This window comes from Rathayibacter sp. AY1H3 (assembly GCF_002932015.1).
The window spans coordinates 19678-32421 of the sequence record NZ_PSUU01000009.1 but is presented as its reverse complement, the minus strand read 5'-3'; the positions used below and the strand labels follow the sequence as shown (position 1 = coordinate 32421).

Sequence of the window (12744 nt, the reverse complement as noted above, 5' to 3'; positions counted from 1 at the left end):
ACGTCGCTGAGGCTCGGGCGGGCGGGTCAGCCGGCCGGGACGGCCGTGACCACCACGTTGCTGAGGTAGTGGCGGGTGTCGTAGTCGAAGTCGCCGCCGCAGGTGATCAGGACCAGCCGCGGCGGTCCGTCGGCGGCGAACACGGCCGAGAGGTCGACCGTGGTCTTCTCCGTGGTCTCCACCGTCGAGACGGTGTACGCGCGCTCCGCGCCGTCCGCGCCGGTGAGGGTCACGGTCTGGCCCGGGACCGCCTTCTTCAGCTCGACGAACGGCCCGAGGCCGTAGGCGAGGGAGTCGACGTGCGCGGCGATCACGACCGTGCCCTCCGGCTCGTCGAGGCCGGCGCCGAAGCGGTACCAGCCGGCGACCTGCGTGTCGGGCACGAGCTCCATCGTGCCGTCGTCCGCGACTCCGACCGGCTCGACGGCCATGTCGACGGGGAGCCCGTCGACGACGAGCCGCTCGGGAGCGAGCGCGGTGGGGGCGGGGGTCGCGCCGAGCCGAGCATCCGCCACCGGGACGGACGGCACCGCTTCCGGCAGGGTCGCCGCGGGCGAGGAGGGGACCGTGGCCGGCACCGGCTGCTGGGGCGCCGAGGAGACGGCGGCGGGAGCGGGCTCCACCCGGGACTCCTGCGCCGCGCATCCGGCGAGACCGGCACCGGCCACGATCAGCCCGACCACGGCGAGGACGCGCAGAGGGAAGGGGCTCCGGCTCATGGCGTCCTCCTGGGTCGTGGTCGGGGGTGCCGGGACGGCCGCGCTCCAGCACGGCCGACCCGGCGGTCGGATCCTCGGGTCAGCGACGCGAGGCGGCGGTGCGGCGGCCGATCAGCACAGCGCCGGCAGCGGCGAGGGCGGCGAGCAGTGCTCCGCCCCACCAGCCCGCGGCGGCGTCGGGGCGGTTGTCCGCCGCGAGGCCGGCCTCACCGGCGGGGACGCCCGACGGCGAGGAGTGCAGTCCATCGATGGTCTGCGTCGCGAGAGCGAGGTTGCCCTTCTCCAGGCTGCCCCAGGCGTAGACGATCGTGTTCACGCCCTCCTGGACCTGCACGTCGGCCGGGCCGATGACCGGCGCGGTGGTCCCGGTCGCGGCGACCACGGTCGAGATAGTGGCCGGGGCGAGGTTCAGCACGCCCTCGTTCGGGTTCGTCACGTTCGTCAGGACGGGCGACCCTCCGGCGAGGATGTCCACGGCCGGAGCGGCGGCGATGTGGCGGACCGTGAGCCGGCCCTCGCCCGCGGCGGTCTTCGAGATGTCATTGGTGAAGAGGGTCGCGGTGGGGGTGTTGTCCGGCTTGAGGTGCGCCGCGACGGTGTAGCTCTTCCCCGCCTCGAGGCTGATGTCGATCGGGCCGATCACGGGGGCGCTGGCGTCCGCGGCGGTGGAGGCCGTGATGGCGACCTTGTAGGTGCCGGTGGGGAGGTCGAGCGGGCCGGCGAGCGAGCCGGGGGTGAAGTCGTCGAGCGTCAGCTTGCCGTCGACGTAGACGTCGACCGGGGTGTCGGGGACGGCGTGCAGGACCGAGAGGTCGGCCGAGTCGGCGTCGGCGGCGGCGGCGGGCGTGGCGGCGATGCCGACGACGGCCAGGGTTCCGATGCAGGCACCGGCGAGCAGGCTGCGGGAGAAGCGGGAGGTGGTCACGGTGTTCCTCTTTCACGATGGGACCCGCGTGGGGTCGGGGGGTGGTCGAGAAGGGCCTTCACCACTACTTCCGGCCGAGGCGCCTCCTCGGATGCACCCGGTCTGAGATTCTTCGAAAGAATTTCTGCCGGACACTTCGCGAGCCCCTCGCAGCGCTGGCCCGAGCGCCCGCGCCGGGCTAGCCTCCGACCAGGAGGTGCGGAGGATGGGCAGGCGCGGCGTGGTCCTCCTCCTCGCCGCCGCGGCGCTCACCACGGCGGCGGTCGCGGGCGTGCAGGGCTCCCTCGCCCCCCGGGCGCCGGTCGCCGACCAGTCCGCCGCCGCCTCCGACGCCCCCGCCCAGTGCGACGACGCGCGGGAGCTGCTGGCCGCCTCGTCCGCCTTCGAAGGCGGAGCGGGCGTGCCGGCCGGCCACCTCGTGGCCTGCCTCGACGAGGACCACCGGCGCCTCACGATCCACAACCGCACCCCCGTCGTCTGGAGTCTCGGCGACTCCTCGGTGCGGGGCGTGACGAGCGGGACGGACGGAGTGACGGGTCTGCTGAGCCTGCACGCGTCGCAGTCCTCCTCCGGGCTGCTCCTCGCACCCGGATCGGCGGCCTCGGTCTCGGCCGGCGACGGGAGGATCCGACCGCGGCCCGACGAGCCCTCGACCCGGCTGCAGCTCGCGCTCACCGCGGTGGTCGCGGCTCAGGATCAGGCGATCGGCCCCTCCGCCGGTCCCGACAGCATCATCCGCGGCGCCGCGCTCACCTGCGCGGTCGTGGTCGCGGAGTCGGACACCGGCTGGCGGGTGACCTCGCCGCGGGCTCTCGCCGCGGCGGCCGAGGACCCGGTGTGCGCGCGCGACTGGGGCCGCGCCCAGCGCAGCGCGGCGGCCTGGCGGATCGCCCTGCCCGGGCTCGTCGACGCCGTGGAGGCTCCCGGCCGCCCCGAGGAGGACACGGCGCTCCAGCGGGCCGCGGCCGACTGGTTCTCGGCCTCGAGCGGCTACTCGTGGGGCGGGGTCGACCGCCCCGCTCCCCTGCCCTGACCGGCGCCGCGCGCCTCGTCCGCCCGGGAACGCGAACGGGCCGCCCTCCGCGAGGAGGACGGCCCGTTCGGCAAGAAGTTCGCGGTGTCATCGAGACCGCGCCCTGCTCCGGGAGGAGCTAGCGGCGCAGACCGAGACGCTCGATCAGCGAGCGGTAGCGGTTGATGTCCACATCCGACAGGTAGCCGAGGAGTCGACGACGCTGACCCACGAGCAGCAGCAGACCACGACGCGAGTGGTGGTCGTGCTTGTGCTCCTTGAGGTGCTCGGTGAGGTCCTTGATCCGCTTGGTCAGGACGGCCACCTGCACCTCGGGGGATCCGGTGTCACCGGGGTGGGTCGCGTACTCTTCGATGATCGCCTTCTTGACATCTGCTTCGAGTGCCATATATGGGATCCCCTCTCTCTCGTTGCGCGGTGCCCGGCGCCTGATGCGTGGGCTCTCTTGATCCGCGGCCGTCGAACGGCAACCGGACGACTCTACCAGAGGGAGGGCGGTATCAGGAGCCGGTGGCCCGGTTCCAGAGTACGACGAGCCACGGCGAGACCAGCAGCTGCCAGTAGACGAGCACGAGGACGTTGAGGACCACGCCGATCCAGCCGGCGATCGGCGGACGCTTCTCGCGACGCCGGGCGCGGAGGGTGGAGACGGCGAGCAGGATCCCGGCGAGCAGGACCGCGTGCACGAGCGCGGTGTAGAGCACGCCGACCAGCAGGTCGCTGACGGCCTGGTCGCCCGGGTAGGCGCCGAGCGAGATCAGGGCGTACCAGACGAAGAACGACAGCGGGACCGCGAGGACGGCCAGGAGGACCGAGACGATCCCGGCTCCGTAGCGGCGGAGGAACCCGCGAGCTCCCGAGGCCGTGGCACCGGTCCGAGCGGCTCCGGCGCGGACGCCGCCCGTGGAGCTGCGCCGACCGCCCGTGGCGGCCGCCGCGCGACGCGCGCCCGCCTCGGCGGCGGTGCGGATCGAGCGTCGCGAGGGGGCGGCTCCGGCTGCTCGCGGGGCAGGAGGACCCTGACGCCCGGGCGCGCCGTCGGATGACGTGCTCATGCCTCTCACCCTAGGGGATGACCCCTGAGCCCCCGGATCGGCGCGACGCGGCCCGCCGGGGCGGCGGAGTCAGCAGAATGGAGCGAGTGAGCCAGACCCCCCGCGCCCCCCGGCGCAGCCACGTCCTCGACGTCTCCCCCCTCCGCGAGTCCCCGGCTTTCGCCCGGCTCTGGGCCGGCAACGTGATCTCGGGCATCGGCGGCCAGATGACGATCGTCGCGGTCGGCCTGCACATCTACGAGCTCACCGGATCGACCCTCGCGGTCGCGCTGGTCGGCGTGGTGGCGCTGGTCCCGACCGTGATCGCCGGCCTCTACGGCGGGATGCTCGCCGACGCGTTCGACCGCCGCCTGGTGCTCCTGCTCGCCGCGGTCGTGGCCTGGGGCTCGACCGCGGGGATCGCGGCCCTCGCCTGGCTCGGCGCCGAGACCCCGCTCTCCCTCTACGCGCTCACCGCCGTGAACGCGGTGGCGACGACGGTGATCGTGACCACCCGGATGACGCTGGCTCCGCGGCTGCTCCGCACCGAGCTGGTCCCCGCCGCCGCCGCGCTGGGCGGCATCGCGAGCGGAGTCGAGGTGACCGTGGGGCCCGCCCTCGCCGGCGTGCTGGTCGCCTCCTCCGGCTTCGCGATCACGTACACGATCGACGTCGTGCTGTTCCTCGCCGCGTTCCTCGGCATCGCGGGGCTGCCGGCGCTCGTGCCCGAGGGCGAGCGGCAGCGGCCGGGGCTGGAGTCCCTCCGCTACGGCCTGGGCTTCCTGAAGGGCGCCCCGAACATCCGGATGTCCTTCCTGGTCGACATCGTGGCCATGACCTTCGGACAGCCGCGCGTGGTCTTCCCGGCGGCCGCCGCGGTGCTGCTCGGCGGAGGCGCGGTGACGGTGGGCGCGCTCACCGCCGCTTTCGCGATCGGGGCGCTGATCAGCGGCGTCTTCTCCGGCCGGCTGACCGGGGTCCGCCGGCAGGGCCTCGCGATCGGCCGCTCGATCCAGGTGTACGGAGCGTTCGTGGTCGCGTTCGGCGCGGTCCTGCTCGGTGCCGCACTCGTGCAGCACGACGCGTCGGCGCCGAACGCGGTGCTCATCGCGCTGGCGGCGGTCGCCCTGGCCGGCGCGGGCGCCTCCGACAACGTCAGCTCGATCTTCCGGCAGACGATGCTGCAGACCGCGGTCCCCGACAACATGCGGGGTCGGCTCCAGGGCGTGTTCATCGTCGTGGTGACGGGCGGCCCGCGGGTCGGCGACCTCTACACGGGACTGCTCGCCTCGCTCGCGCTGCTCTGGCTGCCGCCGCTCGCGGGCGGGCTCGCGATCATCGCGATCCTCGCCGCGGTGCTGCGACTCCGACCGGGGTTCCGTGGGTACGACGCCCTGCACCCGACGGCCTGAGCGGAGGGGCGTCTCCCTCGAGCCGGATGGGACAGCGCGCCCGCCCGCTCGGCTCAGGCCGGCGGACGGGCGCGCCGGGGATCAGTCGCCGGAGGCCGCGTCGGCGCCGCCGCCGTCGGTCAGCCGGTCGTCCGAGACCAGTCCGCTGTCGTCGTCGCGGCCCTCGACCCGCACCGGGCGGTAGACGTGGAAGCCGTCGTCGTCGGGCTCCAGCTCCCAGACCACCTCGACCTCCTCGCCGTCGATGTCGGCCAGGCGGGTGAAGGAGCGCTGCGGGGAGCCGTCGATCATCTCGAGGCGGATGCTCTCCTGCTCCGCTCCGCTGTCGAGGATGGCGGTGTACGTCGATTCGGTGTCCATGCCTCGACGCTAGACACGCGCGGTGAGGCGTCGCCACCCCTTGCGGCGGCGCGCGGTCCGCGTAGCGTCGGCACCATGACCGACACCGACATCACTCCCGCCGACTCCGACGACCGCGAGCAGATCACCGAGATGGTGAAGAGCGCCGGGATCGGGCTCCTCACCACCGTCAACGCCACCGGGCAGCTCGTCAGCCGTCCGCTCAAGGCCCAGGACATCGACTTTGACGGCGAACTGTGGTTCTTCACGCAGGACCCGTCGCCCAAGGTCGACGACATCCGCGCGAACCCGAGCGTCAACGTCGCGTTCGAGTCGAAGAAGGGCTACCTGTCGGTGGCCGGCTCGGCGACTGTCGTGCACGACCCGGCGAAGGTGGACGAGCTGTGGTCCCCGGCCGTCGCCGGCTGGTTCCCCGACGGCAAGGACGACCCGACCGTCGCGCTGATCCGCGTCGAGGCCGAGACCGTCGAGCTGTGGGCGACCGACGAGCCCCGTCCGGTCGTGCTGTTCAAGGTCCTCAAGGCCGCCGTCACCGGCGGACAGCCCGACATCGGCGAGAACCGCACCGTCTCCTTCGAGTGATCCCTCCCCCCGAGGCGCCGCCGGGGCGCGGCGCCTCGGGGGGACAGGCGTCAGGCGCCGCCGAAGCGCTCGGTGCGGACGCGCTCGGGCGCGTGGCCCTGCTCGACCAGGGCGGTGGCGACGGCCTCGACGAACGAGGACGGGCCGCACACGTAGACGGTCGGCTCGAGCGGGGCCGGCAGAGCCGCCTCGGCGAGCAGCTCCGGAGTGACGCGGCCGGCCGGACGCGCCGCTCCCGCCGGCGCCACCCGGGTGAAGACGTGGTCCACCGCGACTCCGCCCGTCGCGGCCGGCCGCTCGGCGAGCGCCGCCAGCTCCTCGCGGTAGTAGGCGAAGACGGGCGAGCGGACCGAGTAGAGCAGCTGCATCCGCGCCGCGTTCCCGGACCGGGCGTGCTCGCGCGCCATCGCCATCAGCGGCACCACGCCGCTCCCGCCCGCGATCAGCTGCACCGGCTCCGCCTGCTCCGGACGCCAGACGAACCAGCCGCCGATCGGACCGCGGATCTCGAGCCGGTCGCCCGCTTCGAGGCCGTCGACCAGGTACGGGGAGACCTCCCCGTCGTCCAGCCGCTCGACCGCGAGCTCGACCCGCTCCCCGTCGGCCGGGGCGCCGATCGAGTAGGAGCGGCTCGCCTGGTAGCCGTCGGGCGCGGTGAGGCGCACGTCGAGGTGCTGCCCCGCCAGGTGGCCCGGCCACCCGGGCACGCGGAGCACCAGGAGGCGCGACGTGGGCGTGAGCGGCGCGACCGACTCGGCCACCGCCTCCGTCCACATCACCAGTAGCGCTCCTCTTTCCAGGGGTCCCCGTGCATGTGGTAGCCGTTCTGCTCCCAGAAGCCGGGCTCGTCGCCGGGCATCAGGCGGAGCGTCCGCACCCACTTCGCGCTCTTCCAGAAGTAGAGGTGCGGCACCAGGAGCCGGGCGGGGCCGCCGTGCTCGGCCGCGAGGGGCTTCCCCTCGAACTCGGTGACGACCCAGGCCCTCCCGCCTCGGATCTCGGCGAGCGGGAGGTTCGTCGTGTAGCCGCCGAAGCTCTGCGCCATGACGAAGCCGGCGTCCGTCTCCAGGCCCTCCAGCAGAGTGTCGACCGAGACGCCGCGCCAGCTGGTGCCGAGCTTCGACCACCGGGTCACGCAGTGGATGTCGGTGTGCACGTCCTCGTGCGGGAGCGCGTCGAACTCCTCCCGGTTCCAGCGGCGCACGCCCGCGGGTCCGCCGTCGATGGAGAAGGCCCACTCGTGGATGTTCGGGGTGGGCCCGATCGAGAGGACGGGGAAGCCGTTCTCGAGGTGCTGGCCCGGCGGGAGGTCCGGGTCCGCCTCCCTCTTGCCGAAGAAGCCCCGCGTGATGATGCCCATGTCCGCCCTCGTCGTCCTCGGGGCCTGGCCCCGGATCGCTGGAAACCGCTCGTCGCGCTCACGCTACCGCTCGGCGCTACCGCATGCGGGCCCGCCGGGCGAGCCCGGGACCGTGTCGGACGTCGGTGCCAGGATCGGGGCATGAGACGAACCGTCGTGCCGCCGTACCTCCTCGTCCGCATCGCCCGCCTCGACGATCCGGCCTTCGCCCGGGCCGCGCGGGCCGCGAGCCGCTCGCTCGAGCAGGACGTGCCGTTCCGGCGCGTCCGGCCCGGAGAGCCCGCGCCCGACCGCGGGGCGCCGACCGCCGCCGCGACGTCCTCGCCGCGCACCCGCGTGCAGTCCCTCCAGCGCACCATCGCGGACGCGCGGACCGAGGAGACGCTGCCCGGCACGGTCGTCCGCCGCGAGGGCGAGGCGGCCACGGGGGATGCGGCCGTCGACGAGGCGTACGACGGCCTCGGCGCGATGTCGGCCTTCCTGCAGGGTGCGTACGGCCGCGACTCGATCGACGACGCCTGGCTGCCGCTCGACGCGACCGTGCACTTCGGCGACGACTACGACAACGCCTTCTGGGACGGCTCGCGGATGGTCTTCGGCGACGGGGACGGCCAGGTGTTCCGCCGCTTCACCGTCTCGCAGAGCGTGATCGGCCACGAGCTCGCCCACGGCATCACCGAGTACACGGCGAACCTCGTCTACCGCGGCCAGTCCGGAGCGCTCAACGAGTCGGTCTCGGACGTGTTCGGAGCCCTGCTGGAGCAGTACGGCGCCGGCCAGAGCGCCGACGAGGCGAGCTGGCTGATCGGCGAGGGGCTCTTCACCGACGAGGTGCAGGGCACGGCCCTGCGGTCGATGATCGCCCCCGGCACCGCCTACGACGACGACGTCCTCGGCTCCGACCCGCAGCCGGGCTCGATGGCCGACTACGTCGAGACCGACGACGACAACGGCGGAGTGCACATCAACTCGGGGATCCCCAACCGCGCGTTCGCCGTGGCGGCGACGACCCTCGGCGGGAAGGCGTGGGAGCGCGCTGGGCAGGTCTGGTACGACGTGCTGACCGGGGGCGTCCTCACCGCGACGGCCGACTTCGAGGCGTTCGCGGCGCTCACCGTGCGGGCCGCCGCCGAGCGCTACGGATCCGGCTCCGAGGTCGAGGCCGCCGTGCGCACCGGCTGGACGACGGTCGGCGTGACGCTGTCCGCCTGAGCCGGTCCGCTCGAGGACGGAGGCGGGTAGCATCGCGCGCATGGACGTCATCGTGTCGCGCAGCGGCGGAGTCGCCGGCCTCCGCCGGGTGTGGCGGGTCGACGTCGAGCAGCAGCCCGACGAGCGCGCCTGGCGCGACCTGCTCGGCTCGCTCCCCTGGGACGCCGCCGACGGCGAGTCCCCCGGCCGGGCCGACCGCTTCGTCTACGAGATCCGCGTGCAGACGCACCACGTCCGCCTCGGCGAGACCGAGCTCGACGGAGCCTGGCGCGAGCTGGTCGACCGCGTGAAGAAGGCGCAGCCCCGCTAGGAGCTGCGCCTTCGTCGTGTGCTCGGAGCTACTTGGTGCCGAGCAGGTCGATCACGAAGATCAGGGTCTTGCCGGAGAGCGGGTGCCCTCCGCCGGCCGGGCCGTACGCCAGCGCGGGCGGGCAGATCAGCTTGCGGCGGCCGCCGACCTTCATCCCCGGGATGCCCTGCTGCCAGGCGCGGATGAGGTTGTTGAGGGGGAAGTTGATCGACTGGTCGCGGCTCCAGGAGGAGTCGAACTCCTCGCCGGTGTCGTACTCGACGCCGAGGTAGTGAACCTCGACGGTCGAGCCGGGCTGCGCCTCGGCGCCGTCGCCGACGACGATGTCCTCGACGACGAGGGTGTCGGGGGCCGGGCCCTCAGGGGCGTCGACCTCGGGCTTGGTCAGGTTCTCGCTGCTCATGCCTCGATCCTACGGCGCTCGGGAGCGGAGTCTGGGAGCGGGCTGCGAGCACTCACTCCACGAGCGTGAGGCGCTGCGTCGGCCGGGTCATCGCGACGTAGAGCGATGCGGCGCCGCGCTCGCCGGTCTGCGCGATGAGGCGAGGGCGGGCGATGATCACGGAGTCGAACTCGAGCCCCTTGGCGTCGTTCGTCGACAGCACGGCGATCGCGCGGTCGAGCCCGGTCGCTCCACGGCCCACCTCCCGGCCGAACCGCTCCTCGAGGCGCTCGGCGATCGCGGCGAGGTCGTCGTCGGGCGCGATGACCGCGAGCGTCCCCTCCGCCTCGATCGCCCGGTCCTCGACGACGGCCGCCAGCACGCGCTCCGAGAGGCTCGCGTCGCCGCGATCGCGGATCGTCCGCACCGGCCACTCGGTGGAGCGCACGGCCTCCCCCGGCGTGATCTCCAGCCCGTTCTCGCGCGCCGTCCGCTCGGCGAAGGCGACGATCTGCGCGGGCGTGCGGTAGTTGACCGTCAGCTCCTCCAGGCGCCACGGCGCCGCCTCCACTCCCCGGCCCTGGCGGCCGAAGGTGTCGCGGAGCGCGGCGTCCCAGCTCGAGGCGGCGGAGGCGCCGGACGCCTGCGCGACGTCGCCCACGATCGTGAACGAGCGCATCGGGCAGCGGCGCAGCAGCACCCGCCACTGCATCGGCGAGAGCTCCTGCGCCTCGTCGACCACGACGTGCCCGTAGGTCCAGGTGCGGTCGGCCGCGGCCCGCTCGGCGGTGGTCCCGAGCACCGAGCGCTCGGCGAAGCCGGCCGCGAGGTCCTTGGCGTTGACGAGGCCGTCGACGCCCATGTTGCGGATGGCGGCCTCCGCGTTCTCGACGTCGCGCTTGCGCTGCTCCTTCTCGGCCTTCTTCGAGGCGTCGGCGTGGTCGTCGTAGGCGCCGAGCAGCTCCGCGGCCTCGTCGAGCAGCGGTACGTCGGAGACCGTGAACGGAGCGTCGCGGTCTCGGCGGAGGAGGGAGCGCTGCGCGGCGGTCCAGCGCGGCGTGAGGGTCGCGAACCAGTTCGGACGGGCGTAGAGGTCCTGCAGCAGCTTCTCGGGGGTCAGCGGGATCCACGCGGTGTTGAGAGCGACGCGGACGTCGTGGGCGGTCCGCACGTCCTCGCGCAGCACCGCCTCGTCGGCCTCGTCGACCGTGCTGCCGTGGCTCCGCAGCTGATCGGCGAGCTGGCGGGTGAGCTGCGAGAGCAGCGTCTTGACGAAGGAGACGCGCGCCTCGTTGTGCGGCTTGCGGGTGTCGCGCGCGCGGGTGATCGCGCGCTCCACGTCCTGCGGCTCCAGACGGAGCTTCTCGCCGTTGACGTCGAGCACCTGGGTCTCGGCCGGGACGGTCTGGCGGGAGCGGACCGCGCGCTTGAGCAGCTCCGCCATCCGCGCCGAGCCCTTCACGCGGGCGACCGCGGGCACGTCCTCCTCGACGAGGTCGAGGCCCGGGTAGAGCTGGCCGAGCGTCGAGAGGACGACACCCGTCTCGCCGAGCGAGGGCAGCACCGCCTCGATGTAGCGGAGGAAGGAGCGTGAGGGGCCGACCACGAGCACGCCGGAGGAGGCGATGCGGTCGCGGTAGGAGTAGAGGAGGTAGGCGGCCCGGTGCAGGGCGACCGCGGTCTTGCCGGTGCCCGGCCCGCCCTGCACGACGAGCACGCCGCGCAGCTCGGACCGGATGATGCGGTCCTGCTCGCTCTGGATGGTCGCGACGATGTCGTGCATCCGGCCGGTGCGCTGCGCACCGAGGGCCGCCATGAGCGCGCCCTCGCCCTGCAGCACGGTGCCCTCGCGCAGCAGCTCCTCGTCGAAGACCTCGTCCTCGAAGCGCAGGACCTCGCGGCCCCGAGTGGTGAGGTGGCGCCGGGCGCGCGTCCCCATCGGCCGGGCGGCGGTGGCCTGGTAGAACGCGGCCGACTGCGGGGCGCGCCAGTCGAGCAGCAGCGTGTCCTGCTCCTCGTCGCGCAGGCCGATCCGGCCGATGTAGCGGTGCTCGGCGTCGGCGTCCGCGAGCGTCAGCCGGCCGAAGGCGAGCCGGTCGTCGGCGCCGGTGAGCGAGCGGATGCGGTCCTCGTAGAGCCGCGCGTAGGCGTCGCGCTCGGAGCGGCTCTGGTGGTTGCCGCCGACGCTCTCGATGCGGACCGTGTCCAGAGCCTCGCGGGCCTGGGCGATCAGCTCGTCGAGGCGGGCGTAGAGCGCCGCCACGTAGTCGCGCTCCCGAGAGAGCTCGGTGGCCTGCACAGTGCTGCCGTCCGTCATCGTCCGCCTTCCGAGGGTCCGCCGCCGCGGGCCGGGAGGCGCGGGATGCGCTCCGGGGGCCGCGGGAAAACAGGCGGTCCAGTCTACCGAGCGATCCGAAGCGGGCCGTGCCGACAGCGGGATCCGGATGCCTCTTGCGCTCGGCGCCGCGGAGGAGCATCCTCTCTCTCACGAAGAGCTCGACGCCCCGTCCGAGCAGCCGGCCCTGCCGCTGCCGCAGGGCGTCGGGCTCTTTCTCGCGGGTGTCCGTCCTCCGTCCGGTCATCGACCGGGAAGAGAACCGGACGGCCCCGCGTTGCACGCCCCATGGCCACTCCGAGCAGCAGCGTCACCGCCCCCTCCCGCGCCTCGATCGACCTCACGGAGTCGGCACGCGCCGGCTGGGAGTCGTGGCTCGCCCGACGCGTCGAGCGCGTCACCGGACCCCGGGGCGATCTCGCCCTCGTCGAGACGCGCTGGCTCGAGCCCGGCGAGAGCGTCGACGACGAGCAGGCGCTGGCCGGCTACGGCCCCTCGGCGACCCTGACGCGGATGCGCCGCGAGAACCTCGACACCGGCGAGCCCGAGTACGGCTACCGCGTCTGGGACGCGGCCTCCGACGGCATCCGGTCCTTCGACGCCATCGAGACCTTCCCGTTCGACGCCGCCTGGGTGCTCGAGGCGTGGTTCGAGCCGGTCGCCGAGGACCGCACGGTCCCGTTCGAGCACCTGCGCGACAACGGCGCCACCCGCGAGCTCGTCGTGCCCGGCGACATCACCTTCTCGCTCGTGGACGACGGGCGCGCCCGCGAGTACACGGTCGCGGCGTTCGACGACGGCGGCACGCTCCTCGTCCCGTTCGGCGATCCGACCAACCGCAGCGACGACCCGGAGCTCGCGAGCTACCCCGTCGGCCGCTTCCTCGTCGTGCAGCGGATCGGCGGCGCGGCCGACGCGGGCACCCCCGCTCCGGTGCTCCTGGACTTCAACCGGGCGTACATCCCGCCGTGCGGCTTCTCGCCCCACTACAACTGCCCGCTGCCGCCCGCGCAGAACCGGCTCGGCGTGCCCGTGACGGCCGGCGAGCGCCGCGTGCGCAGCGCCTCCGCCTAGCGCGCC

General features: G+C 73.8%; 15 protein-coding genes. 6 read left to right on the top strand and 9 right to left on the bottom strand.

All coding sequences use genetic code 11. From position 1 onward, the window contains the following. Positions 1 to 26 precede the first annotated feature (26 nt). Both C5C33_RS05430 and C5C33_RS05425 read right to left on the bottom strand, forming a co-directional pair. Complete coding sequence (locus C5C33_RS05430; protein WP_104260617.1) at positions 27 to 719, bottom strand: class F sortase; 693 nt, start codon at positions 717 to 719, stop codon at positions 27 to 29. Positions 720 to 798: 79 nt separating this feature from the next. Beyond that, entirely contained in the window at positions 799 to 1644 is an 846-nt protein-coding gene (locus tag C5C33_RS05425; RefSeq protein ID WP_104224813.1) for a DUF4397 domain-containing protein, read from the bottom strand. A 205-nt stretch (positions 1645 to 1849) separates the two neighbouring features. On the opposite strand from C5C33_RS05425, the gene C5C33_RS05420 reads away from it, so the two are divergent. Next, positions 1850 to 2677 carry a hypothetical protein gene (locus C5C33_RS05420; RefSeq protein WP_104260616.1) on the top strand — a complete coding sequence of 276 codons (828 nt, stop codon included), beginning with the start codon at positions 1850 to 1852 and terminating at the stop codon, positions 2675 to 2677. Between the two features lie 118 nt (positions 2678 to 2795). Here the strand turns inward: C5C33_RS05420 and rpsO are convergent, their stop codons facing one another. Both rpsO and C5C33_RS05410 read right to left on the bottom strand, forming a co-directional pair. Then, positions 2796 to 3065: a 30S ribosomal protein S15 gene (gene rpsO / locus C5C33_RS05415; protein WP_068252328.1), complete on the bottom strand. Its 270-nt coding sequence runs from the start codon at positions 3063 to 3065 to the stop codon at positions 2796 to 2798. Positions 3066 to 3177: 112 nt separating this feature from the next. Then, the gene (locus C5C33_RS05410; RefSeq protein ID WP_104224815.1) at positions 3178 to 3732 is read right to left on the bottom strand and encodes a hypothetical protein; all 555 of its coding nucleotides are present in this window, start codon (positions 3730 to 3732) and stop codon (positions 3178 to 3180) included. A gap of 86 nt (positions 3733 to 3818) precedes the next feature. Between C5C33_RS05410 and C5C33_RS05405 the strand changes: the two genes are divergently transcribed. Continuing rightward, positions 3819 to 5123, top strand: a complete 1305-nt coding sequence (locus C5C33_RS05405; protein WP_258067608.1) for an MFS transporter — start codon at positions 3819 to 3821, stop codon at positions 5121 to 5123. Positions 5124 to 5204: 81 nt separating this feature from the next. On the opposite strand, the gene C5C33_RS05400 is transcribed toward C5C33_RS05405, so the two are convergent. Beyond that, positions 5205 to 5483 (bottom strand): hypothetical protein, encoded by a 279-nt coding sequence (locus tag C5C33_RS05400; RefSeq protein ID WP_104224817.1) that lies wholly within the window; start codon positions 5481 to 5483, stop codon positions 5205 to 5207. Between the two features lie 75 nt (positions 5484 to 5558). On the opposite strand from C5C33_RS05400, the gene C5C33_RS05395 reads away from it, so the two are divergent. Next, positions 5559 to 6065, top strand: coding sequence for a pyridoxamine 5'-phosphate oxidase family protein (locus tag C5C33_RS05395; RefSeq protein ID WP_104224818.1), 507 nt, complete (start codon positions 5559 to 5561; stop codon positions 6063 to 6065). 50 nt (positions 6066 to 6115) lie between these two features. Here the strand turns inward: C5C33_RS05395 and C5C33_RS05390 are convergent, their stop codons facing one another. Next, entirely contained in the window at positions 6116 to 6841 is a 726-nt protein-coding gene (locus C5C33_RS05390; protein ID WP_104260614.1) for a ferredoxin reductase, read from the bottom strand. Next, complete coding sequence (locus tag C5C33_RS05385; RefSeq protein ID WP_104224820.1) at positions 6841 to 7425, bottom strand: molybdopterin-dependent oxidoreductase; 585 nt, start codon at positions 7423 to 7425, stop codon at positions 6841 to 6843. Before C5C33_RS05385 ends, C5C33_RS05390 begins: the two co-directional genes overlap by 1 nt. A gap of 141 nt (positions 7426 to 7566) precedes the next feature. Between C5C33_RS05385 and C5C33_RS05380 the strand changes: the two genes are divergently transcribed. Together C5C33_RS05380 and C5C33_RS05375 are read left to right on the top strand one after the other, a co-directional pair. After that, complete coding sequence (locus tag C5C33_RS05380; RefSeq protein ID WP_104260613.1) at positions 7567 to 8637, top strand: M4 family metallopeptidase; 1071 nt, start codon at positions 7567 to 7569, stop codon at positions 8635 to 8637. A 40-nt stretch (positions 8638 to 8677) separates the two neighbouring features. Continuing rightward, the gene (locus C5C33_RS05375) at positions 8678 to 8947 is read left to right on the top strand and encodes a protealysin inhibitor emfourin (protein ID WP_104233246.1); all 270 of its coding nucleotides are present in this window, start codon (positions 8678 to 8680) and stop codon (positions 8945 to 8947) included. Positions 8948 to 8975: 28 nt separating this feature from the next. Here C5C33_RS05375 and C5C33_RS05370 read toward each other — a convergent pair whose 3' ends face one another. Next, complete coding sequence (locus C5C33_RS05370) at positions 8976 to 9350, bottom strand: FKBP-type peptidyl-prolyl cis-trans isomerase (protein ID WP_104226280.1); 375 nt, start codon at positions 9348 to 9350, stop codon at positions 8976 to 8978. A gap of 52 nt (positions 9351 to 9402) precedes the next feature. Further along, a complete protein-coding gene (locus tag C5C33_RS05365; protein ID WP_104233245.1) occupies positions 9403 to 11646 on the bottom strand; it encodes a UvrD-helicase domain-containing protein in 2244 nt (747 codons plus the stop codon). A 306-nt stretch (positions 11647 to 11952) separates the two neighbouring features. On the opposite strand from C5C33_RS05365, the gene C5C33_RS05360 reads away from it, so the two are divergent. After that, on the top strand, positions 11953 to 12738 hold the full coding sequence (locus C5C33_RS05360; protein WP_104247431.1) for a DUF1684 domain-containing protein: 786 nt from the start codon (positions 11953 to 11955) through the stop codon (positions 12736 to 12738). Positions 12739 to 12744 lie beyond the last annotated feature (6 nt).

What these genes read in the sequence shown, in the direction of transcription:
- C5C33_RS05430 (WP_104260617.1), bottom strand. Translation starts at nt 719, where the DNA reads ATGAGCCGGAGCCCCTTCCCTCTGCGCGTCCTCGCCGTGGTCGGGCTG.
- C5C33_RS05420 (WP_104260616.1), top strand. Translation starts at nt 1,850, where the DNA reads ATGGGCAGGCGCGGCGTGGTCCTCCTCCTCGCCGCCGCGGCGCTCACC.
- rpsO (WP_068252328.1), bottom strand. Translation starts at nt 3,065, where the DNA reads ATGGCACTCGAAGCAGATGTCAAGAAGGCGATCATCGAAGAGTACGCG.
- C5C33_RS05410 (WP_104224815.1), bottom strand. Translation starts at nt 3,732, where the DNA reads ATGAGCACGTCATCCGACGGCGCGCCCGGGCGTCAGGGTCCTCCTGCC.
- C5C33_RS05400 (WP_104224817.1), bottom strand. Translation starts at nt 5,483, where the DNA reads ATGGACACCGAATCGACGTACACCGCCATCCTCGACAGCGGAGCGGAG.
- C5C33_RS05395 (WP_104224818.1), top strand. Translation starts at nt 5,559, where the DNA reads ATGACCGACACCGACATCACTCCCGCCGACTCCGACGACCGCGAGCAG.
- C5C33_RS05390 (WP_104260614.1), bottom strand. Translation starts at nt 6,841, where the DNA reads ATGTGGACGGAGGCGGTGGCCGAGTCGGTCGCGCCGCTCACGCCCACG.
- C5C33_RS05385 (WP_104224820.1), bottom strand. Translation starts at nt 7,425, where the DNA reads ATGGGCATCATCACGCGGGGCTTCTTCGGCAAGAGGGAGGCGGACCCG.
- C5C33_RS05380 (WP_104260613.1), top strand. Translation starts at nt 7,567, where the DNA reads ATGAGACGAACCGTCGTGCCGCCGTACCTCCTCGTCCGCATCGCCCGC.
- C5C33_RS05375 (WP_104233246.1), top strand. Translation starts at nt 8,678, where the DNA reads ATGGACGTCATCGTGTCGCGCAGCGGCGGAGTCGCCGGCCTCCGCCGG.
- C5C33_RS05370 (WP_104226280.1), bottom strand. Translation starts at nt 9,350, where the DNA reads ATGAGCAGCGAGAACCTGACCAAGCCCGAGGTCGACGCCCCTGAGGGC.
- C5C33_RS05365 (WP_104233245.1), bottom strand. Translation starts at nt 11,646, where the DNA reads ATGACGGACGGCAGCACTGTGCAGGCCACCGAGCTCTCTCGGGAGCGC.
- C5C33_RS05360 (WP_104247431.1), top strand. Translation starts at nt 11,953, where the DNA reads ATGGCCACTCCGAGCAGCAGCGTCACCGCCCCCTCCCGCGCCTCGATC.